Origin of the sequence: Herbaspirillum sp. NPDC101396 (genome assembly GCF_044767365.1) — a bacterium.
Taxonomy (GTDB): Bacteria; Pseudomonadota; Gammaproteobacteria; order Burkholderiales; family Burkholderiaceae_D; genus Herbaspirillum.
Genome location: NZ_JBIWNT010000007.1, coordinates 215,849 through 238,302, shown reverse-complemented (window position 1 = coordinate 238,302; position 22,454 = coordinate 215,849). Strand labels below are relative to the sequence as shown.

General features: G+C 62.3%; 13 protein-coding genes. 8 read left to right on the top strand and 5 right to left on the bottom strand.

The annotated features are described in order from the left end of the window. The first annotated feature begins 7 nt into the window (after positions 1-7). Genes ACIROY_RS23095 through ACIROY_RS23085 form a run of 3 tightly spaced genes read left to right on the top strand, consistent with a single transcriptional unit; the run spans position 8 to position 7,926 of the window. On the top strand, positions 8-3,178 hold the full coding sequence (locus tag ACIROY_RS23095; protein WP_402344500.1) for an MdtB/MuxB family multidrug efflux RND transporter permease subunit: 3,171 nt from the start codon (positions 8-10) through the stop codon (positions 3,176-3,178). Between the two features lie 12 nt (positions 3,179-3,190). Continuing rightward, positions 3,191-6,424 (top strand): efflux RND transporter permease subunit, encoded by a 3,234-nt coding sequence (locus ACIROY_RS23090; protein WP_402278385.1) that lies wholly within the window; start codon positions 3,191-3,193, stop codon positions 6,422-6,424. Positions 6,425-6,444: 20 nt separating this feature from the next. After that, positions 6,445-7,926: an efflux transporter outer membrane subunit gene (locus ACIROY_RS23085; RefSeq protein WP_402278387.1), complete on the top strand. Its 1,482-nt coding sequence runs from the start codon at positions 6,445-6,447 to the stop codon at positions 7,924-7,926. Between the two features lie 54 nt (positions 7,927-7,980). Here ACIROY_RS23085 and pabB read toward each other — a convergent pair whose 3' ends face one another. Beyond that, positions 7,981-9,834, bottom strand: coding sequence for an aminodeoxychorismate synthase component I (pabB, locus tag ACIROY_RS23080; protein WP_402344497.1), 1,854 nt, complete (start codon positions 9,832-9,834; stop codon positions 7,981-7,983). Between the two features lie 172 nt (positions 9,835-10,006). Here pabB and ACIROY_RS23075 point away from each other — a divergent pair, with 172 nt between their 5' ends. From ACIROY_RS23075 to corA, 3 genes are read left to right on the top strand one after another with little or no spacing between them, the layout of a single operon-like run. Next, the gene (locus tag ACIROY_RS23075; protein ID WP_402344494.1) at positions 10,007-11,422 is read left to right on the top strand and encodes an MFS transporter; all 1,416 of its coding nucleotides are present in this window, start codon (positions 10,007-10,009) and stop codon (positions 11,420-11,422) included. 27 nt (positions 11,423-11,449) lie between these two features. Beyond that, positions 11,450-12,340, top strand: a complete 891-nt coding sequence (locus ACIROY_RS23070) for a DMT family transporter (protein ID WP_402344491.1) — start codon at positions 11,450-11,452, stop codon at positions 12,338-12,340. A 27-nt stretch (positions 12,341-12,367) separates the two neighbouring features. Continuing rightward, positions 12,368-13,348: a magnesium/cobalt transporter CorA gene (corA, locus tag ACIROY_RS23065; protein ID WP_402278395.1), complete on the top strand. Its 981-nt coding sequence runs from the start codon at positions 12,368-12,370 to the stop codon at positions 13,346-13,348. 64 nt (positions 13,349-13,412) lie between these two features. Here corA and ACIROY_RS23060 read toward each other — a convergent pair whose 3' ends face one another. Together ACIROY_RS23060 and ACIROY_RS23055 are read right to left on the bottom strand one after the other, a co-directional pair. Continuing rightward, positions 13,413-17,405, bottom strand: coding sequence for a translocation/assembly module TamB domain-containing protein (locus ACIROY_RS23060; RefSeq protein ID WP_402344488.1), 3,993 nt, complete (start codon positions 17,403-17,405; stop codon positions 13,413-13,415). Positions 17,406-17,444: 39 nt separating this feature from the next. Next, complete coding sequence (locus ACIROY_RS23055; RefSeq protein WP_402344485.1) at positions 17,445-19,205, bottom strand: autotransporter assembly complex family protein; 1,761 nt, start codon at positions 19,203-19,205, stop codon at positions 17,445-17,447. A 323-nt stretch (positions 19,206-19,528) separates the two neighbouring features. Between ACIROY_RS23055 and ACIROY_RS23050 the strand changes: the two genes are divergently transcribed. Then, complete coding sequence (locus ACIROY_RS23050) at positions 19,529-20,320, top strand: ferredoxin--NADP reductase (RefSeq protein WP_402344483.1); 792 nt, start codon at positions 19,529-19,531, stop codon at positions 20,318-20,320. Positions 20,321-20,401: 81 nt separating this feature from the next. On the opposite strand, the gene ACIROY_RS23045 is transcribed toward ACIROY_RS23050, so the two are convergent. Continuing rightward, a complete protein-coding gene (locus tag ACIROY_RS23045) occupies positions 20,402-20,866 on the bottom strand; it encodes a fimbrial protein (protein ID WP_402278403.1) in 465 nt (154 codons plus the stop codon). Positions 20,867-21,225: 359 nt separating this feature from the next. On the opposite strand from ACIROY_RS23045, the gene ACIROY_RS23040 reads away from it, so the two are divergent. After that, positions 21,226-21,894, top strand: a complete 669-nt coding sequence (locus tag ACIROY_RS23040; RefSeq protein WP_402278405.1) for a response regulator — start codon at positions 21,226-21,228, stop codon at positions 21,892-21,894. Positions 21,895-21,897: 3 nt separating this feature from the next. Here ACIROY_RS23040 and ACIROY_RS23035 read toward each other — a convergent pair whose 3' ends face one another. Then, positions 21,898-22,242: a hypothetical protein gene (locus ACIROY_RS23035; RefSeq protein ID WP_402278407.1), complete on the bottom strand. Its 345-nt coding sequence runs from the start codon at positions 22,240-22,242 to the stop codon at positions 21,898-21,900. Positions 22,243-22,454 lie beyond the last annotated feature (212 nt).

Here is a 22,454-nt window from a genome sequence, read left to right as displayed (position 1 = left end):
CGGCAGCATGAATCCATCACGCCTGTTCATCCTGCGGCCGGTGGCGACGTCGCTGCTGATGCTGGCGATCCTGCTGGCCGGCATCGTCGCCTATAAACAGCTGCCGCTCTCGGCGCTGCCCGAAGTCGACTATCCGACCATCCAGGTCGTTACGCTCTATCCCGGCGCCAGCCCCGACGTCATGACCTCGTCGGTCACCGCGCCGCTGGAACGCCAGTTCGGCCAGATGCCCGGTCTTAACCAAATGTCGTCGACCAGCTCCGGCGGCGCATCGGTGATCACGCTGCAATTCAACCTCGATCTCAGCCTCGACATCGCCGAGCAGGAAGTGCAGGCCGCCATCAACGCCGGCGGCAACCTGCTGCCGTCCGACCTCCCGGCGCCGCCGATCTACAGCAAGGTCAATCCGGCCGACACCCCGATCCTGACGCTGGCGGTAACCTCCAAGACACTGCCGCTGCCCAAGGTGCAGGATTTGATCGACACGCGTCTGGCGCAAAAGATTTCGCAGCTCTCCGGCGTCGGCCTGGTCAGTCTGTCCGGCGGCCAGCGTCCTGCCGTGCGCATGCAATTGAATCCGCGCGCCATCGCCTCGCTGGGCATGAACCTGGACGACATCCGCACCGCCATCGGCAACGCCAACGTCAACCAGGCCAAGGGCAGCTTCGACGGCCCGGCGCGCGCCTCGACCATCGACGCCAACGACCAGCTGAAGTCCGCCGACGAATACCGCAACCTCATCATCGGCTACAAGAACGGTGCGCCGATCCGCGTATCGGACGTGGCTGACGTGGTCGATGCCGCCGAGAACGTGCGTCTCGGCGCCTGGGCCAACGACTCCGCCGCCGTGATCGTCAACATCCAGCGCCAGCCGGGTGCCAACGTAATCGCCGTGGTCGACAGCATCAAGAAGATCCTGCCGACCCTGCAGGCCAGCCTGCCGGGCGCCATCGACGTGCATATCCTGACCGACCGCACCACCACCATCCGCGCCTCGGTGGATGACGTCAAGTTCGAACTGCTGCTGTCGATCGTGCTGGTGGTGATGGTGATCTTCGTGTTCCTGCGCAATGTTCCCGCCACCATCATTCCAAGCGTGGCGGTGCCGCTGTCGCTGGTCGGCACCTTCGGCATCATGTACATGGCCGGCTTCTCGATCAACAACCTGACGCTGATGGCGCTGACGATCGCCACCGGCTTCGTGGTCGATGACGCCATCGTCATGATCGAAAACATTTCGCGCTACATCGAAGAAGGCATGGCGCCCCTGCAAGCCGCGCTCAAGGGTGCGCAGCAGATCGGCTTCACCATCATTTCGCTGACGTTTTCGCTGATCGCCGTGCTGATCCCGCTGCTGTTCATGGGCGACGTGGTGGGGCGGCTGTTTCATGAATTCGCCGTGACGCTGGCGGTGGCGATCCTGATCTCGGCAGTGGTGTCGCTGACGCTCACGCCAATGATGTGCGCGCGTCTGCTGCATCACGTGCCGGAAGAGAAGCAGGGCTGGTTCTATCACAAGAGCGGCGCTTTCTTCGACAACATCGTCGCACGCTATGGCGTCGCGCTGACATGGGTGCTCGATCGCCAGCGCACCACGCTGGTGGTGGCGCTGGGCACGCTGGTGCTGACCGTGGTGCTGTACATCTTCATTCCCAAGGGCTTCTTCCCGGTGCAGGACACTGGCGTGATCCAGGGCATTTCGGAAGCCACGCAATCGGTCTCCTTCGGCGCCATGGCCGAGCGCCAGCAAGCGTTGGCCAAGGTGGTGCTGGAAGACCCGGCGGTGGAAAGCCTGTCGTCCTTCATCGGTGTCGACGGCATTAACGCCACCCTGAACAGCGGCCGCATGCTGATCAACCTCAAGCCGCATGAGTCGCGCGACATCAGCGCCAGCGACATCATTCGTCGCCTGCAACCCAAGCTCAATGAAAAAGTCCCCGGCATCACGCTCTACATGCAGCCGGTGCAGGACCTGACCATCGAGGACAGCGTCAGCCGCACGCAATACCAGTTCACGCTGGAAGACGCCGACTCCGCCGAACTCAGCACCTGGGTGCCGAAGATCGTCGACCGCCTGCGTCAGTTGCCGGAACTGGCCGACGTCGCCAGCAACGTACAGGACCAGGGTTTGCAGGCCTACGTCGAGATCGACCGCGACGCTGCTTCGCGCATGGGCGTCACCACGGCGGCCATCGACAACGCGCTGTACAACGCCTTCGGCCAACGCCTGATATCGACCATCTATACGCAATCGAATCAGTACCGCGTGGTGATGGAGGTCAAGCCGGAATTTCAGAAGGGGCCGGAAGCGCTCAACAGCATTTTCCTGGTGGCCTCCAACGGCAACCAGATCCCGCTGTCGAGCATCGCCAAGGTGACCGAGCGCACCGCGCCGCTGGTGGTCAACCATCTCGGCCAGTTCCCGGCGGCCACCGTCTCGTTCAATCTGGCGCAGGGCGCTTCGCTGGGTGAAGCGGTCAAGGCCATCATGGCGGCCGAGAAAGAGATCGCCATGCCGGCCAGCATCTCGACCAACTTCCAGGGCGCCGCGCTGGCGTTCCAGGCGTCGCTGTCGAATACGCTGTGGCTGATCCTGGCGGCAATCGTGACGATGTACATCGTGCTCGGCGTGCTGTACGAAAGCTACATCCATCCGATCACCATCCTGTCGACCTTGCCGTCGGCCGGCGTCGGCGCCTTGCTGTCGCTGATGATTTCGCGCAACGACCTCGGCATCATCGGCATCATCGGCATCATCCTGCTGATCGGCATCGTCAAGAAAAACGCCATCATGATGATCGACTTCGCCCTCGAAGCCGAACGTCATGAAGGCAAGTCGCCGCGTGAAGCCATCTACCAGGCCTGCCTGCTGCGCTTCCGCCCGATCCTGATGACCACCATGGCGGCCTTGCTGGGCGCCTTGCCGCTCATGCTGGGTACGGGCGTCGGCTCCGAACTGCGCCAGCCGCTCGGCATCACCATGGTCGGCGGCCTGCTGGTGTCGCAGGTGCTGACGCTGTTCACCACACCGGTGATCTACCTCGGTTTCGACAGCCTGGCCAAACGCATGCGCAAGCGCTTCGGCAAGGAAAAGCATCCTGAGCATCCGGACGACGATGCGCCTTCGACCAAGGCGCCGCTGGTTCCGCCGTCGTCGCCAACACAGCCACAAGTCTGACCCAGGGACAGCATGAATATTTCGCGTCCCTTCATTGAACGGCCCATCGCCACCACGCTGCTGACCATCGGCATCGCGCTGGCGGGCATGCTGGCGTTCAAGCTGCTGCCGGTGTCGCCGCTGCCGCAGGTCGACTATCCGACCATTTCGGTGTCGGCGTCGATGCCCGGCGCCAGCCCGGAAACCATGGCGGCGACCATCGCCACGCCGCTCGAGCGCGCGCTCGGCGCCATCGCCGGCGTCACCGAGATGACCTCGTCGAGCTCGCTCAATTCGACCCGCATCACCCTGCAGTTCGACCTCAACCGCGACATCGACGGCGCCGCGCGCGACGTGCAGGCGGCATTGAATGCCGCGCGCAGCTTGCTGCCTTCCGGCATGCCGAGCAGTCCTTCGTACCGCAAGGTGAATCCGGCCGACGCGCCGATCATGATCCTGGCGCTGACCTCGGACACCATGACGCAGGGTCAGATGTACGACGCCGCCGACAGCATCCTGGCGCAAAAACTGTCGCAAGTGCGCGGCATCGGCCAGGTCAGCGTAGGCGGCAGTTCGCAGCCGGCGGTGCGGATCGAGCTCAATCCGACTGCACTCAACAAGTACGGCATCGGCACGGCCGACGTGCGCACCGCCGTGGCGGCCACCAACGCCAACCGTCCCAAGGGCATCGTCGAGGACGGCGACCGCAACTGGCAGATCTACGCCAACGACCAGGTCAAGACGGCAGCCGAATACGCGCCGCTGATCGTGTCCTACCGCAACGGCGCGCCGGTGCGCGTGCGCGACATTGCCGAGGTCAAGGATTCGGTGGCCGACCTGCGCAATTCCGGCTCCGCCAACGGCAAGCCGTCGGTACTGGTGATCCTGAACCGTCAGCCCGGCGCCAACATCATCGAGACCGTGGATGCCGTGAATGCCTTGCTGCCCAACCTGAAGGCATCGATCCCGAACGCGATCAATCTCGAAGTCATGATGGACCGTACGCCGACCATCCGCGCCTCGCTCAAGGACACCGAGAAGACCCTGCTGATGTCGATCGCGCTGGTGATCATGGTGGTGTTCCTGTTCCTGCGCAACGGCCGCGCCACGCTGATTCCGAGTGTGGCGGTGCCGGTCTCGCTGATCGGTACCTTCGGCATCATGTACCTGCTCGGCTATACCCTCGACAACCTGTCGCTGATGGCGCTGACGATTGCCACCGGCTTCGTGGTCGATGACGCCATCGTGGTGCTGGAAAACATATCGCGTCACATCGAGCAGGGCATGAAGCCGGTCAAGGCGGCGCTGGTCGGCGCTCGCGAAGTCGGCTTCACGGTGCTGTCGATGAGCATTTCGCTGATCGCGGTGTTCATCCCCATCCTGATGATGGGCGGCATCGTCGGCCGCCTGTTTCGTGAGTTCGCGGTGACGCTGTCGGTGGCGATCCTGGTGTCGTTGCTGGTGTCGCTGACCACCACGCCGATGATGTGCGCCATGCTGCTCAAACAAGAAAGCGAAGAAGAGCGCAAGCCGGGCCGTTTCTTCACGGCTGTCGAGCGCCTGTTCGACAGCATGCTGCGCGGCTATGAGCGTTCGCTGGCGTGGGCCCTGCGGTTCTCGCCGCTGATGATCGTGATCCTGCTCGCCACCATCGCACTCAATGTCTATCTGTACGTGATCGTACCCAAGGGCTTCTTCCCGCAGCAGGATACCGGCCGGCTGGTCGGCGGCATCCGCGGTGACCAGTCGATTTCGTTCCAGGCCATGAAGATCAAGCTCAACGAATTCATCGAAATCGTGCGCCAGGATCCGGCGGTGGCCAACGTTACCGCCTTCACCGGCGGCGGGCGGCGCAACGGCGGCAGCATGTTCATTGCGCTCAAGCCGCTGTCGGAACGCAAGATATCCGCCGACAAGGTGATCGCGCGGCTGCGCCTGAAACTGGGACACGTGGCCGGGGCCAGCCTGTTCCTGCAGGCGGTGCAGGACATCCGCGTCGGCGCGCGCCAGAGCGATTCGCAATATGAGTACACGCTGCAGTCCGACGACCTTGAACTGTTGCGCACCTGGGAGCCCAAGATCCGCGTGGCGTTCTCCAACCTGCCGCAGCTGGAAGACGTCAGCACCGACCAGCAGGACAAGGGTTTGCAGACCACGCTGACGATCGACCGCGAAACCGCCATCCGCAGCGGCGTCACGCCGCAGTTGATCGACACCAGTCTCAGTGATCTGTTCGGCCAGCGCCAGATCTCGACCATCTACAGCGGCATGAACCAGTACCACGTGGTGATGGAAGCCGCGCCGCAATACTGGCAAAGTCCCGAAATCCTCAACAGCACCTACGTCAGCCTGGCCAACAGTACGGCCAACCTGTCGCCGACCACCTCTGCGCTGGGCACGCCGCCGGCGTTGACGGCGGGCGGCAAGCTCAACTCCAACTCGTCGCTGGCGCTGACCTTGTCGACGGCGGCGTCGAAGCAGGTGCCGCTGACCTCGTTCTCCAGCTTCGCGCCAACCACCACTTCGTTGAGCGTCAGCCATGAGGGGCAGTTCATCGCCTCGACGATTTCCTTCAACCTGGCCGAAGGCGTCTCGCTGTCGCAGGCCACCCAAGTGATCAACGACACGTTGGCGCGCCTGGGCGTCCCGACGGCGGTGCACGGCGCCTTTGCCGGCACCGCCAACGCCTTCCAGTCGTCGCTCGACAGCCAGCCGGTGCTGATCCTGACGGCCTTGCTGGCGGTGTATATCGTGCTCGGCATCCTTTACGAGAGCCTGGTGCATCCGATCACCATCATCTCGACGCTGCCGTCGGCCGGCGTCGGCGCGCTGCTGGCCCTGCTGGCCACCGGCACTGACTTCAGCCTGATCGCGCTGATCGGCGTGATCCTGCTGATCGGTATCGTCAAGAAGAACGCCATCATGATGATCGACTTCGCCCTGCAGGCCGAACGTACGCGCGGCCTGTCGCCGCGCGACGCCATCTTCGAAGCGTGCAGCCTGCGCTTCCGGCCGATCATGATGACCACCATGGCGGCGCTGCTGGGCGCTGTGCCTCTGGCGCTGGGCTCCGGCGACGGCGCCGAGTTGCGCCAGCCACTCGGTATTTCCATCGTCGGCGGCCTGATCGTGAGCCAGATGCTGACGCTGTACACGACGCCGGTGGTTTATCTCTACATGGAACGATTCCGCCTGTGGAGCAAGGGTTTGTTCGAGCGCACGACGGGACGAAAGACAGCGCAACAGGAAAATACGGGCGCGGCGTGAAACGCGGCGTTCAAGGAGAAATGACAATGACATCCGTACTGCGCAAACGCGCTTTGATTTTGACCCCGCTGGTGCTGGCCCTGGCGGCTTGCTCGGTCGGCCCCGACTATGTCCGTCCGCAGACTGCGGCGGTGCCGACGGCCTTCAAGGAAATGAAGGACTGGAAGCCGGCCCAGCCGAATGAATTGGCCATGAACGGGAAGTGGTGGGAAATGTTCGGCGACCAGCAGCTCAATGCGCTGGTGGAGCAGATCGATATTTCCAATCAGAACCTGGCGCAGTCGGAAGCCAATTTCCGCAAGGCCATGGCGCTGGTGCAGGGCGCGCGCGCCGACTATTCGCCGACCTTGTCGGTGGATGCCTCGCGCACGCGTTCGCGCTCCGCAACGAGCAGCAGCGGCAACAGCTCCAGTTCATCGGTGCGCGACAATTATTCCTTCTCGCTCAACGCCGACTGGGAAATCGACGTCTGGGGCCGCGTGCGGCGCAATGTCGAATCCAACGAAGCCAGCGCCCAAGCCAGCGCCGCCGACCTGGCGGCAACCCGGCTGAGCGCACAGGCGCAACTGGCGCAGAACTATCTGCAACTGCGCGTGCTCGATGCGCAGCAGCAGTTGCTGGACGATACCGTCACCGCTTACCAGCGCTCGTATCAACTGACGCAGAATCAATACAACGCCGGCGTGGTCGCCAAGTCTGACGTCATCCAGGCGCAGACGCAATTGAAGTCAGCGCAGGCACAGGCACTCGACAACGGCGTGCAGCGCGCGCAGCTGGAACATGCGATCGCCTTGCTGGTCGGCCAACCGGCCTCGACCTTCTCGATCACGCCGTCGCCGTTGGCGGCTGCGGCGCCGCCGATTCCAGTGGCCTTGCCGTCGATGCTGCTGGAGCGGCGTCCCGACATCGCCGGCGCCGAGCGCCGCGTCGCTGCTGCCAACGCCCAGATCGGCGTGGCGCAGGCGGCGTATTACCCGAGCCTGTCGCTGTCGGCCTCGGGGGGATTCCAGACGTCCAACGGTCTGGCCAACTGGTTCACCATGCCCAGCCGGGTGTGGTCGCTGGGGCCGCAATTGAGCCAGTTGATTTTCGACGGCGGCGCGCGCCGCTCGGTCACCGACCAGGCCATCGCCACCTATGACGGCGTGGCCGCAGCGTACAAGCAGACCGTGCTGACCGCGTTCCAGGAAGTGGAAGACAATCTCGCTGCGCTGCGCATCCTCGAACAGGAAGCTGTCGTGCAGAACGAAGCGCTGCAGTCTGCACGCCAGGCTGTGACTCTCGTCACCAACCAGTACAAGTCCGGCGTCGTCAATTACACCAGCGTGATCACGGCGCAAGCCACCGCGCTGACCAGCGAACGCACTGCATTGGATATTTTGTACCGGCGTATGGCCGCCAGCGTGTTGCTGACCAAGGCCCTCGGCGGCGGCTGGAGCGAGCAGAACATCGCCGACCTGGGCGCGCTGGCCAGTCAGTCGGAAAACAGCAAGAAGAAATAAGTTAGGCTAAGTTTGCCGGATCGGCAAAAAGCGCAGCCTCGGTGCTGCGCTTTTTTACGCCCTCATGTCCCAGACGATGTCGGCATGCACCATGCCGCGCAAGGCGTTGCAGATCGTCACGGCATCGGCGCGGCGCAGTTCCTCACGTGTGATGCTGCGCTCGGTCGCCGCCCATGCCGGATCGGCGAGCAGCACCGAGCGCATCACGCCGGGCAGGGCCCCGGCCGCCAGCGGCGGCGTGCACCAGCGGCCATCCAGTTGCACGAAGATGTTGCTGCGGCCGCCTTCGGTGAGCTCGTCGCGCTCGTTGAAGAACAGCGTGTCGAAGCCGCCGCGCCGTTCCGCGTCCTTCCAGGCTTCATCGTAGACGGAGCGCACAGAAGTCTTGTGGCGCAGGAACAAATCGTCGCTGCGGCTTGGCGTCGGTGAAACGAATACCTTTACCGTCGCGCCCAACGTCGACAGCGCGCCTTGCTGCAAGCGGACCGCGCCGTCGCGGAACAGGTCCAGCCGCAAACGATGCGGCGTTGCCGGGGGAAGTTGTGCGCAGGCTTCGTTCAACGTATTGTGGATGAGTGCTTCGTCGAATGCAAAATTGAAATACGCCGCCGAGCTTCGCAACCGCCGCAGATGCAGGTCCAGGTGGCGGCAGCCGTTTTCATGATCGGCATGGATAGTTTCGAACAGACTGAAGCCGCCATCGAGGCCGGTCAGGAATGCCGACTTCAAGCGGCATTCGGCAAACTCGTCTGCCGCCTTGCTGTCGTAGACAATGCCGGCGCCGACGCCCATCTCACCGCGGCGCAGGCTTTGTTCAGGCGCCTGCAGCACCAGCGTGCGGATCGGCACCGACAGGCAAAAATCGCCCACCGCCCGATCCGGCGGCGCGGGGTCGAACCAGCCGATGGCGCCGGTGTACAGACCGCGCGGCGTCGATTCCAGTTCGCGAATGATTTGCATGGTGCGGCGTTTGGGCGCGCCGGTGATCGATCCGCAGGGATAGAGAGCGGCCACCACGTCGGCGATGTGCGCGTCGTCGCGCAGTTGCGCCGTGACGGTCGAGGTCATCTGCAGCACCTGGCCGAAGCGGCCGACTGCGAACAACTGCGGCACCTGCACCGAGCCGGCGACGGCGACGCGGCCGAGGTCGTTGCGCAGCAGGTCGACGATCATCAGGTTTTCGGCGCGGTTCTTTTCATCGTTCGCCAACTGCTCGGCGCGGCGGCTGTTTTCGGCCGCGTCGTCGTGCGCCGGCGCGGTGCCTTTCATCGGCTGTGCGAACAGTTTTCCCCGCGTGTGACGGACGAACAATTCCGGCGAGAACGACAGCACCCAGCGGTCATCGGGTAGTCGGATGAGCGCGCCGTACGGCACCGGCTGGCGTGCGCGCAATTTGTTGTACAGACTGAGCGGCTCGCCCCAGGCGTCGAAATGCAGGCGATAGGTGTAGTTGACCTGGTAGGTGTCGCCGGCTGCAATGTAGTCGCGGATGCGCGCGATGTCGGCGTTGAAACGCTGTTCGTCGACGCTGGCGCGCACGTTGGCGATGCCGGCTTCGGTCGGGACGGCAGCTTGCTGCTGTTGCAGCCATTCATCGGTCTGTACGGCGCTGAGGCGGCGGCAGTCGGTGAACAGCAGGATTTCTGCAAGCGGACCGGGCTGGCCGGCATGCGCTTCGATGCCGTGCAAGCATCCTCCCAGCTCATAGCTGAACAGCGCCACGGCATGCAGGCCCTTTTGTTGCGCCGCCTGCATGTCGGTGAGCATGTTCGCCATGCCGTCCGCATCTTCACAGCGCAGCGTCGCGTGATAGCCGGTGTACAGGCGCGAACGCGGTTCGTCCGTGCGTGTACCGGCATCACCGTGGCGGTAACTGTCGTCGAGCAGGGCGAAGCAGGGGAGGGACATAGTCGTGCGTGGTTCGGCCAAGAGTAAACAAGGTAAGGCAAACTGCCGGACAACGGCCGGGAGCGCCCGGCAGCATCATAGCTTAAACGGTATACTGGAGCATATTTCCGTGATGCAACGGGCTCGCTGCGCAGAGGCCCGAATCAACGCTGACTCAACCAATTCCCATCCCATGGCTTTACAGCGCACCTTCACCATTCCCCTCATCGTCGCCTGCGCCCTGTTCATGGAACAGATGGACTCTACCGTGATTTCGACCTCGCTGCCGGTGCTGGCGATCGACATGGCGGTCGATCCGATTTCACTCAAGCTGGCGTTGACGTCTTACCTGGTCAGCCTGGCCGTGTTCATTCCGATCAGCGGCTGGATGGCCGATCGCTTCGGCGCGCTGACGATATTTCGTTCGGCGATCTGCGTGTTCATGCTGGGATCGATCCTGTGCGGCGTCTCGCAAAACCTGCCGGAGTTCGTGGCGGCGCGCTTCTTCCAGGGTATCGGCGGGGCCATGATGGTGCCGGTCGGGCGGCTGGTGATCCTGCGCAGCGTCGACAAGGCCAACCTGGTCAAGGCGCTCAGCTACCTCACCATTCCCGCCATGTTCGGGCCGGTGCTGGGGCCGCCGCTGGGTGGTTTCATCACGACGTATTTCCACTGGCGCTGGATCTTCTTCATCAATATCCCGATCAGCATCCTCGGCCTGTACCTTGCCACGCGTTTCATTGCCAACGCCAAAGCGGATAGCGTCGCGCCACTCGACTGGATCGGCTTCGTGCTGTCGGCGCTGGGTTGTTCGCTGGTGATGATGGGGCTGGCGACCACCGGACGCCATTTGGTGTCGGGCGACATTTCGCTGGCCTGCGTGGTGCTCGGCAGCCTGTCGCTGGCCGCTTACGTCTGGCATGCACGCCGTACCGAACATCCGCTGATCGACCTCAAGCTGCTCAAGATCGAAACCCTGCAGGCCGGCGTCGGCGGCGGCTCGCTGTTCCGCCTCGGCATCGGTGCGATTCCCTTCCTGTTGCCGCTGATGCTGCAGCTCGGCTTCGGCTTCAGCGCCTTCCATTCCGGCCTGCTGACCTGCGCGTCGGCGGCCGGCGCGATGTTCATGAAGACCATCGCGGCCAAATTCCTCAAGCGCTATGGCTTCCGCCGCGTCATGATCGTCAACGGTACCTGCGGCGTGCTTTCGCTGGCGGCGATGGGCCTCTTCACGCCGGCCACGCCGTATGCGGTGATGCTGATCGTGCTGCTGATCGGCGGCTGTTTCCGTTCATTGCAGTTCACCAGCCTCAATGCGATTTCCTACGCCGATGTCGACACCAACCGCCTCAGCCAGGCCACCAGCATTGCCAGCGTGGCGCAGCAATTGTCGGTCGGCATGGGCGTGGTGCTGGGAGGTTTCGCCTTGCAGATGTCCAACCAGTTGCAGGGTCACGCTACCCTGGTCAGCCAGGATTTCTGGCCGGCGTTCCTGACGGTGGCGGTGGCGGCTTCGTTTTCGATCCCGATGCTCATGCGCCTGCCGCCCGATGCCGGCGCCGAGCTGGCCGGTCGCGACCCCAAGGCAAGCCGGGCAAGCGCAACGTAACTATTTCACCTCATCGCCATGGCCCACATGCAGCTCAAATACAGCATCTTCCCGATCAGCGCGATCCTGATCTGGTCCGGCAACACCATTGTCAGCAAGATGGCGGCGGGCGTGATCGAGCCGGAGGCGATGTCGTTTTATCGCTGGCTGATGGCCGGCCTGTTGCTGACGCCGTTTTGCCTGCGCGGCGTCTGGCGGCAGCGTCACCAGATTCGTCCGCACCTGTGGAAAGTCGTGGTGTTGGCGCTGTTCGGCATGGTGCTGTATCAGAGTCTGGCGTACTTCGCTGCGGCCACGTCCTCGGCCACCAGCATGGGCATGATCGCCTCGCTGATGCCGCTGCTGACCTTGCTGCTGAGCAGCATCCTGCTGCGCGAGCCGCCGACCTGGGGCACGCTGATCGGCGGCGTGCTCTCGCTGTTCGGCCTGATGATTTTGATCGGCAAAGGCCATCCGGCGCAACTGTTCACCAATGGCGTGGTGTTCGGCGACCTGCTGATGCTGGTGGCGACCGTCGCCTACGCTTTCTACGGCGTGCTGCTCAAGCGCTGGGCGCTGCCGATTGCCGCCTGGCATTTGCTCTACCTGCAAATCTGGGTGGCGGTGATCCTGCTGTTGCCGCTGTGCCTGGCGGCGCCGTATTCGCCGGTGACGGCGGCCAACCTGCCGCTGTTGCTGTATGCCGGCATCGCCGCCTCCATCATTTCGCAGATCCTGTGGATGAACGGCATCGCGCATCTGGGGGCGACGCACTCGACCATGTTCATGAACTTGTCGCCCATATTTACCGTCATAATTGCCATGGTCGTGCTGGATGAGGCTTTGCATTCGTATCACGCGGTCGGCGGCGGCATCACGCTGGCCGGCGTGGTGCTGGCGCAGGTGATCAAGCGCAGAATCGTACGGCCGGCCGTCTGACGGACAAACAGGAAAGCAGGCTCAAACATGAACAATGCAAACATGGTCGTCAATTGCACGGCCTACAAGAACGGCAAGAAGCTGCGCGATATCACGATCGAGGAAATCAGCGACGTGCTGCTGGAGGAAAATACCTTCGTCTGGGTCGGCCTGCTGGAACCGAGCGTCGAGCTGATGCGCCAGATCAAGGAAGAATTCAACCTCCATGAACTGGCCGTGGAAGACGCCTACGCCGCCCATCAGCGGCCCAAGATCGAGGAATACGGCGACACCTTGTTCGTGGTGCTGCAGACCGCGCAAGTGGTTGACGCGGTGGTGCAATTCGGCGAGACCCACATCTTCGTCGGTGCGCGCTTCGTGGTGTCGGTGCGGCACGGTTCGTCGAGAAGCTACGCCAAGGTGCGCGAGCATTGCGAGATGCTGCCCGAGCGCCTGGTCCGCGGTCCCAGCTACGTGCTGTACTCGATCATGGACTTCGTGGTGGACAACTACGGCCCCATCATGGACGACCTGGAAGAGCGTTTCGACAAGTACGAAGCGGAGCTGTTCGACCGTGTGTCGGAGCAAGTCCATTTACAGGATCTCTACCAGCTCAAGCGCCAGCTGATCAAGATCCGCTCGGCGGCGGTGCCGTTGCTGGACGTGTGTACGCAGCTGCTGCGCTTTCACGAAAACATCATCACCAAGGACGGCAAGGTCTATTTCCGCGACATCTACGATCACGTGGTGCGCCTGATCGAGACCGGCGACCGCCTGCGTGAAATGGTGGCGGCGGCGATGCAGATCGAGCTCGCCCAAGTGACCATACGCCAGAACGAAGTGGTCAAGCGCCTGGCCGGCTGGGGCGGCATCCTGGCGATCCCGACCATGATGTTCAGCTTGTACGGCATGAACTTCAAATACATGCCCGAGCTGGAGTGGCACTGGGGTTATCCGACAGTATTGATCGCCATTGGAGGATCATGCAGCTGGCTGTACTACCGCTTGCGCAAGGTCGGCTGGCTATAGAAAATCAGATGCAAAAAAAAGGGCGGTGTGGCATTCCACACCGCCTTTTTTACGTCCCGCCCAATCAGTCGAAACGTAGGTTGTACAGCACATTGAGGCCGTTGATGGTGCCGGTGCGCGCCACCAGCGACCAGCGCCGCGACAGCTGCCAGGTGGCCTTGGCGATGCTGGCCGCGCCTGTCAGGCTTTGTTCGTAGCCGAGCGAGAGCTTTTCGGAAATCGATTTGCCGAGATTGACCACCTGCTCGTCGGACAGGCCCGATTCGCTGGCGCCGATCGAGAACTGGTCAAGACCGATGTCCTTGGCAATCTTCTTGCCACCGTAGTTGCCGACGAAGGCCAGCGCCTGGCTGCTGGCGCTGCGCTGACCGAGCCCGGAACTGTCGCTGCCGTGGCCGAACATCATCCACGAGAGTTTTTCATCATCGGGAACGTTCGGTTCCGACACCAGGCGTACGCGCGGCTGATTGGCGTTGCCGGTGACTTCGACGCCGGCTTCGACGTCCTGGTTGCGGCGCATGGCAAGGATATTGAGATTCGGGTTGCTGATCGGTCCCTGGAAGTTGATGATGCCGCGTTCGATGTTGAGCTTGGTGCCGAAGGCTTCGTAGGTGCCTTCGGCAACGCGCACGGTGCCGGTGGCGCGCAACGGCAGCAGCGGTTCGCTGCGCACGTTCATCTCGCCGCGCAGCTTGAGGTCGGCGCCGCTGCCGTTGAAGCGGAAGCTGTCGCCGAGGTCGACCACGATGTTCATCACCGGCGCAAAACGTCCGGCCGGTTTCTCGGTCGCGGCCGTGAGCTTTTCTTTCGAGGTTGCGGCCGCGCCGGCCTTGGCGCGGGACTTGCCGTCCTTGTCCTTGCGCACGATCACGACGTCGTCGCCCAGCTTGGGCGCACTGCTCTTGGGCAGGTCGAACAGGGCCTTGTCGACCACGAACTTGCCGTCGATGCGCAATTGCTCGTTGACGTTGGCCAGTTTGGCCTGACCCGACAGCATCAGCTGGCGATCGGGACTGGCGAACAGTTGCAGGCGGTCGGCCACGATGGTGGCGTTGAGGTCGGGATCGGCGTCGCCCAGCTTGACCTTGCCGGTGGCGCGCAACGTGCCTTCGCCGCCGTGGAATTCGATCTGGCGCAGGTCGATCACATTGTCGTCCATGACGATGCGCACGGTGCCGTCCTTGAGCTGGATGCCCTGGTCGAACAGCGTCACGGCCAGGCTGTCGCCGTTGATGGCGCCGGCCAGGCGCGGCTTGGCCAGCGTGCCGGCGGCATTGATGTCCATCGCCAGCTTGCCGTCCAGGCTGTATTGAGGGCCAAGCAGGGCGCCGATGGTCTTGACCTCGGGCACGTTCAGGCGCGCGTGTGCGGTCAGCGGCGAGTCCGGCAGCAGCGTCAGTACGCCGTCCTGGCGCAGCAGGCCGGCCTGGCCCTGGGCTTCAATTGTGCCGACGCGGGCAGCAGCTACGCGGCTGTTGAACTTCGCTTCCTGACCGGCGAGATCGACCCGCAGTTGCAGCGTCGAGAGGCCCAGGGCGACTTGCGAATTGCCGGTGTTGACCGACACGTCGCCGCTCTTGCGCAGCACCTGGAAGAAGCCCGAGGCGGTTTCCGCCAGCGAGAAATTCCAGTCGGCGTCAAGCACCAGATCGGTCTTCGCCGGCGGCGCAGCAGCAGATGCGCCAGTCATTTCCTGCACCAGTTCCAGGATACGACCGACGTCGAGCGCCTTGGCGCTGCCTTCGGAACGGATGCGGCCTTGCTGGTAGCTCAGGCTGCGCAGGTCGATTGCCATGCGGTCGACATTGAGCCGGGTGGCGCCCGCCACCAGCGTATCGGCGGCGAGCGTGAGGCTCAGCGGCGACGCCAGCGCAATGCGCGGCAGGCCCTGGTTGTCGAGTTTGTCGATGACGCCGTTCCAGCCGTAGCCGTTCTTGTCTTCGGTGACCTTGCCGTGGGCGTTGAGCTGCAGCGCCAGCGTCTGGTTGCGTACGCGGCCGTCGGCCTGCACGGCCAGCTTGTGGTCGCCATAGGTGCCGGACAGCGTCAGTTTCAATTGGTTGAGCGTGGCGTCGGGGCCGCTGTAGCCGTCGCCGTCGATGCTCAGTTGCAGCTTGTTGTTGGCGGATGCTGCGCCTGTGTTGAGATCGGTCTGCAGGTCGGCCTGGCCGCCGAGCCGGTTCAGGTGATGCGGACCGAACGCCAGTTGCTGGCCGCTGTAGGTCGCACGCAGGTTGGGGCGTTGCATGCTGCCGGTGAGCTGGCCGTCCAGCTTGAGCAGGCCGGAAATACCAAAGCCCAACCGCGCCAGTTGCGGCGCATCGACATGGATGTCGAGTTTGTCGGACGGCGCGCCGAATGCACCCTTGAGCTGCAGCTGGTTGCCCGCCACCAGCAGGTCCAGGCTGCTCGGCAACAGGCGCTTGCCGGCCAGTTGCAGCTTGCCGTTGCCGCTCATGGGCAATTGGTCGTAGCTGCTGTCGTGGATGGAAAAATTCAGTTTCGCCTGCAACGCCGGCGAGAGCGAACCGGTGGTGTCGAAGTCCATGTTGATGCGCGCGGTGATCGCGTGCGCTGCGGTTCCGGCCTTGGCATTGGCCGGCACCTTGCCGGTCTTCACCCACAGTGAAGGATCAAAGTTGGCCAGCTTGCCCTTGAACGCATATTCCATGGCGCCGACCGTGCCCAATGTACCGGCCAGTTCCAGCCGCGCCTTCTGCGCCGTCAGCAGCACTTGTTTCAGCGCGACTTGCTCGGGCGTGACGGCGGCGTCGGCCTGGATGCTGTATTGCGCGTCTTGCAGCTTCAGCAGGATGTCCTGGCCGCCGGGCTTGAGGACGACGTTGAGCGGACCGGCCAGGCGGGTCGGCTTGAGTTCGTTGTGAATCGCATGCAGATCGAGTGCGGCAACCTCGAAGTCGAAGCGGCCGGCCTTGTCAGCGGGGTGGAACTCACCCTTGCCGGTCAACGTGGCGTTCTTGAGCAGCGCAATGCGCAAGTCGCTCAGTTGCTGGCTGTCGACGCCGAGATCAACTTTGGCCTTGACCGAGTTCAGCGGCAGGCGTTGCTGGTCGAGACTGCCGGGGATGGCGTTGACAATCTCGACCGGGCCGGCGACGCGCAAATTGTCCGCCGTCGCGCCGGCCACCGGCGCCAGATCGGCGTGCAACTGCAGATCTGCCTTCGGCGCGCCGCTGCTGAAGGCTTGCGGATTGACGTGCTGCACGTCGACCCTGGCGCGCTTGAGCGGCACCGTGGCGAACGGCGTGGCGACGACGTCGGCGTTGCCGTTGAGTTTGTCGCCGGTGGCGGTCAGGGCGATGCCGAGCTCCTGCAGCGAGCCGGACAATTGCGCCGCCAGCTGGAATTTTTCAGAGATCTTTTCCTGCGCATACAAGCCCGCCAGCTCGATGCCGCCGTTGAGCGCGAACGGCTGCTTGCCGTTCAGGTGCAGCAGCGCCGTGGCCTGGCCGAAAGCAGTAGTCAGCTTGTCCAGCACCAGCGTGTGCTGCACGCCGTCCGAGGTGCCGTGCAATTGCAGGCCGCTCAGTTCGGTGATGGACGTGCCTTGCTGCAGAATCAGTTTTTGCAGCGAGACGTCGTTCAGGTTCAGCGCCAGCGGCAGGCTCAACGACGTCGGCATGATGGTCGGCGTAGGCGGCGATGGTTGCTTGTTGATGTCGACCGTGCCTACGTGAAGGTAACTGATGGTGAGGCGGCGCTGGGTGAGCGACAGATTCCAGGCTGCGTCGATGCGATCGATGTCGAGTTGCATCGTGGCGTCGCGATAACGCAGGTTGCGCATGTGCAGGCCGTCGGCCAGGCTGCCGCCGCCGTGCACGCCGGACAATTTCCCTTGCATGCTCCAGACCGCGAAGCGCCAGGCATTGCGCGCGCCGCTGTCGGTGCCGACCACCCACGCCAGCGTCGCCGCCAGCGCCAGCAACAAGGCGGCCACAGCGAGCAATGCGTAAAGCGCCCGGCGACCGGCGCGTCCGCGCTTGGGTGGGGGCGCTTGCTGGTCTTCAGGATGATCGGTGGCGGTTGGTGCGGTCATGCGTGCGTCGGTTAAAAGTGATTGAGGTTCAAGAGCGAATCAGAAAGCGATGCCCAGTGAAATGTGCGGACGGATCTGCTTCTTTTGCACGCCATAGGCCAGGTCGAGGTTGAGCGAACCGACCGGACTGCGCCAGCGCGCGCCGGTGCCGACGCCGTTATAGAAGGTCTTGTTGTTCCAGTTGTCGGCGGCGGCGCCGACATCGTAGAACACCGCCGCGCCCCATTTTTCCGTGAACCAGCGCTGGTACTCGGCGCTGCCGGTCACCAGGTATTTGGTCGGATAGACGGTGCCGTTGACTTCATTGCCGATGCTTTGATAACTGTAGCCGCGCACCGAATCGTTGCCGCCCGCGCGGAACAGCAGCGACGCCGGCACTTCGGAGGCCGAGCCTTTGGTGAACACGCCGCCGAGCTCGGTACGCAGGATGATCAGGTCGCGCTTGGCGACCGGCAGATATTGCTTGAAGCGACCGTACAGGCGGCCGAAGGTCTGGTCGGTGATCACGCCCTTGACGGCGAAGCCGGTTTCCAGCGTCAGCAGGTTGCCCTTGCGCGGGAAGATGGGGTCGTCGACGTTGCGGCGCGCCCACGAGAAGCCCGGTACCAGCGCCTGATGGCGGCCTTGCGTGACGACAGTGTCGGGCGGCAGGGTGGCGCCGTTTTCCTGTTGCAGCTGGTCGCGGTAGTAGGTCAGCGTGTAGGCGGTGTCGTAGAACTCGCCCGTGCGTGCGCGCTTGATGCCGGTGCGCAGGCTGCGCAAGTCGACGCCTTCCAGGCGAGTGCGCTCCATCGAGGCGTTGACGCTGTTGACGAAGGCTTTTGTATCGGGCGGCATGGCCAGGTTGAGGAGGCCGTACTGGCGTTTCTGTTCGAGCCGCAGCTGGCTGTCGAACACGTATGCCTTGTTGAACACGTTGTAGTGCGAATAGCGGCCTTCGACCTGGGCGCCGGTGTCGGTGGCGTACCCGATACCGGTGCGAATGCGTTGCGTGGCGAATTCGGTGACTTGCACTTTTACGGGAGCCATGTCGGCGTTTTCAGGATCGTTGTCGATGCCGACGATGGCATTGCTGAAGTAGGGCGTGTTCTGGATCTGGCGTTGCAGCGACAGCAGGCGATTGACGTCGTATTCTTCGCCGACGCTGAGCGGGTTGACGTTACGGATGATGCTTTCGGGATAGCGCTTGGTGCCGGTGATCTGCAGCGGACCGAGCGTGAAGCGTGGGCCGCTGTCGTAGTGCACGGTCAGGTCGGCCTGCTGGTCGTCGGGGTCGACGCTGGCCTGCGATTCTGCGATACGGGCGGCGGCGTATTTGTGCTGCTGCAATTTGTCCAAGCCCTGGTTCTTGGCCTTGTCCCAGTCTTCCTGGCGGAACGGCGCGCCGACCGGCAGCGCCCAGGTTTTCTGAATATCACTCACGCGTGCGGCGTCCTGCTCGGCGGCCGCGCCGGAGACGCTGACGTCAGCCGAGTTGATCTTTGTCTGCGGACCGGCGTCGACATGCAGCTGCACCAACTTTTCCTGCTTGCCGTCCTTGTCCAGGCGGACTTCGGTTTTGGGCGAAAAATAACCTTCGGTCGAGGCCAGTTGCACCACCTGGTCGCTGACGGTGTCGAGCAGGAATTGCAATTGTTCCTCGCTCAGGTCTGCGCGGTCCTGATAACGCACCAGGTCGAGGTGCTCCTTGAGGATTTTCTTGAGCGGATCGGGGGCGCTGATCTCCACCTTGTAGGCGGCATGCGCCGCGCCGGCAGCGCAGGACAGGAGGGCAATCGCTAATCGGCAAGTCCATTTCATCGGGTGTTCGTTGATTCTTGGTTTTTCGTAATCATGCACTTGCCGGGGCGTTCAGGCTGAAGTGCGGTTAGGATGTTGGTTGTGGCCCTGCCGGAGGGGATTAGTTCCCCTGCAACGCGCATGGCTATTGGCGCCGGCGGACGTATGGGCAGCCCTTCGCGGCGATCAGTTGCCATTGTATCCGGCAAAGTGGCGTATCGAGCGAAGCAAGCCCCGGGCAGGGCATTTTTGAGAGTTTTCCCAGACGTCGCTGGACGTTCGGGATGTTAGAGCCCGTTTCTTTGTGAAACGGGTTCTAATGCATGCAGACAAGGAGCAAGGACGTGAACGCGCAAATCCCGGCAACCGAAAAGGCCACACAGGAAACCTTGGTTTCCGTGCATCGCTGGACCGACAAATTGCTGACCTTCCGGACCACGCGTCCCGCAGAATATCGTTTTACACCCGGCCAGTTCGCTCGGCTGGGCTTGCTGGTCAACGGCGAAATGGTCTGGCGCGCCTATTCGATCACGTCGGCCGAGACGGAACACGAACTGGAGTACTACGCCATCGTGGTTCCCGACGGCCTGTTCACCACCGCGCTGAACGCCCTGAAGCCGGGCGACCCGGTGTGGGTCGAAAAGCTCAGCTACGGCTTCATGACGCCCGACCGGTTTGGCGGCGGCGACGACTTCTGGATGTTGGCGACCGGGACCGGGCTGGGACCTTATGTTTCCATCCTGCAGCAGCCGGAAGTCTGGCGGCAATTCCGCAATTTGGTGCTGGTGCACTGCGTACGCCACGAAGAAGAGCTGACCTATCAGGAAAAATTCCAGGCCTTGCGTGAACAGGCTGCAGCGCAAAACCTGCCGGGCCGGTTGCAGCTCATCCCCATGACCACGCGCGACGATGCCGCCGGACATCCTGACCGCCTGCACGGACGCATCACCAGCGCCTTGCGCGACGGCAGCCTTGAGCGCAAAGCCGGGCTCGACATCAATTCCGACGCATCACGCCTGATGGTGTGCGGCAATCCCGACATGATCACCGAGGTGCGGGAAATCCTGCGCGAGCGCGGACTCGGTCCGTGCCGCCGTGCTGGCGGAGGTCAATTCATTACCGAAGATTATTGGTGACGGTAGTGCAGGTGCGCGCAGCTCGCGCACTTCACTGAACGGACGTGCTGCGCCGCCTGGCGTAGCCGTCCGTTTTACTTTCTAGCGATAGTCGAAAGAAACCAGTACGGTGCTGTGCATGGCGGCGGCATCGACGTTGGCCGCCTTGCGCAAAGTTGCCGTCAATGGAATGGACACCGCCTGTCTGCCCTTGAAGTTGTAGCTGATGCTGTCGCCCGGACCGATCAGCGTCGCGCCATGACTGATGGCAACTTCCGCACCTGCCGTACCGCCGTCGAAGGTCTTGCGGCCGGTCGCCGTGCCCATGTCCTGCATGGAAATCCGCACGGACTGGCTGTTGTCGCAATACACGCTGAAGGGAATCTTGCTGCCGCCGCGCGACGTCGACAGTGTCTTCATGTCGATCGCCTGGGTTTCCACCGTGCATCCCGGATCGACGATTGCTCCGGAAAAGCGTATGGTTCCTCCAATGGCGAAAGCCAGCGAAGAGCATGTGCCGATGATGCCGAAGACGGCCAGGCGTTGAAAGCGGATGGTGGTGGGCATGGGTTGATACTCCTCGAAAAATAGGCTGCTGAAACGGACTGAGCAATTCGATGTTATATCGAATTTTTTCGAGAGTTTGAGAGGGTGTTACTTATATTGAATTGAATTTTTTCTAGATTATATGTCGCGATAGTTTTGTTTGCTGTTGCTTTTTCGCAATTTAAAAAAATCGCAAAAAAATATTTTTCGCCGCGCGTCATAGGAGAAAAAACGCTTTGCCGGGATTAGCGAAAAACAGCAGGGAACCAAGCAAGATGGCTGCCACTCCAGAGCATATATTTTTTGAGGGGCATATCGCACTTGCACGAAGTGCGTATGGTTGAAGCCGCTAAGCGTGCAAATTAATGATAGGAGAATGTATGAGTTTAATTTTGAACAAGGTCCTGCAAATCGCGATTGCAGATGATCATCCGGTGGTGCTCAACGCACTCAAACACGAACTGGGCCGCCTGCCGGAATTCCGCATCGTGCTGATGGCGCACACCGGCGACGAATTGCTGGAGTCTCTGCAGCGCACGCCTTGTGAAGTGGTCATCACCGACTTTGCCATGCCCACCGAAGAGAAGGACGAGGCTGACGGCTTCGTGCTGATCAAGCGCATCCGCGCCGAGTTTCCGTCAACCAAGTTGATCGTCTACACCGCGATGAGCAACAGCGCCGTGGTCAAGCGCCTGTATCGCATGGGCGTCTTCTCCGTCATCAGCAAGAAAGAAAAAGCCGATGAACTGGTCAACGCCTGTCTCGCCACCCAATCGGCCAAGCAGGTCTATTTCCCCGTCTCGTTGCGCGGCGAGCTGGAAATGAGCTGGGCCCAGGGCGATGCGTTCGCACAAAACAAGGAGCTCACCATGAGCGAGTTGGAAGTGGTGCGACTGTTCGTCGGCGGCTGCTCTCTCGGCGACATCTGTGATCGACTGTCGCGTACGCCCAGTACCGTCAGCACGCATAAGAACAACGCCATGCGCAAGCTTGGCCTGGCGACGGACGCAGACCTGATCAAGTACGCGTACGCGACTGGCATGATCTGATTTTTATCGATTGATAAAAGAGGGGTTGGCAATCGCCGCACTCGCGGCCAAAAAAATAGATTGATCTGCAGGGATATGCGACGGACATCGTCCGGCGCGAAGCGGAAAACAATCATCTTCGACAGAGCGCAGCAGATGGGGCGCGCTCTTTCTTTCCTCCTTCCCATTTTCCTTTTCCTTTTCGCTTTTTCCTTCCGCACCCGGTGAGGCGAGACGCGTGCGCGTCTTCGCTTTTCTTTTCCTGAAACATGCATTGCTCTGCGCGCAGCATTGCGTTGCCGGAGCAGAGAACGCGTCTCGACATTCATCTTGATGGTCTGATTGTTGTGCAGCGCGCAGAGTTTTCATGTCCTGTCTCAACGGATTTTGTCGGATTTTTTTCATCGGGAGCAGTTTGAGATTTTTCTTATATTTTTAGCACCGGTGAATCCCTATGATGCGTCCTGTGATGAATGTGTCAGAACCAAAAGCGACACGCTCAACGCAACGTCACGCTACGCAATGCAAGGTCGCCCGGCGGTATCGGGGGAAGCTGTAGCAAGGTCTTTTGCAGGTTCAGG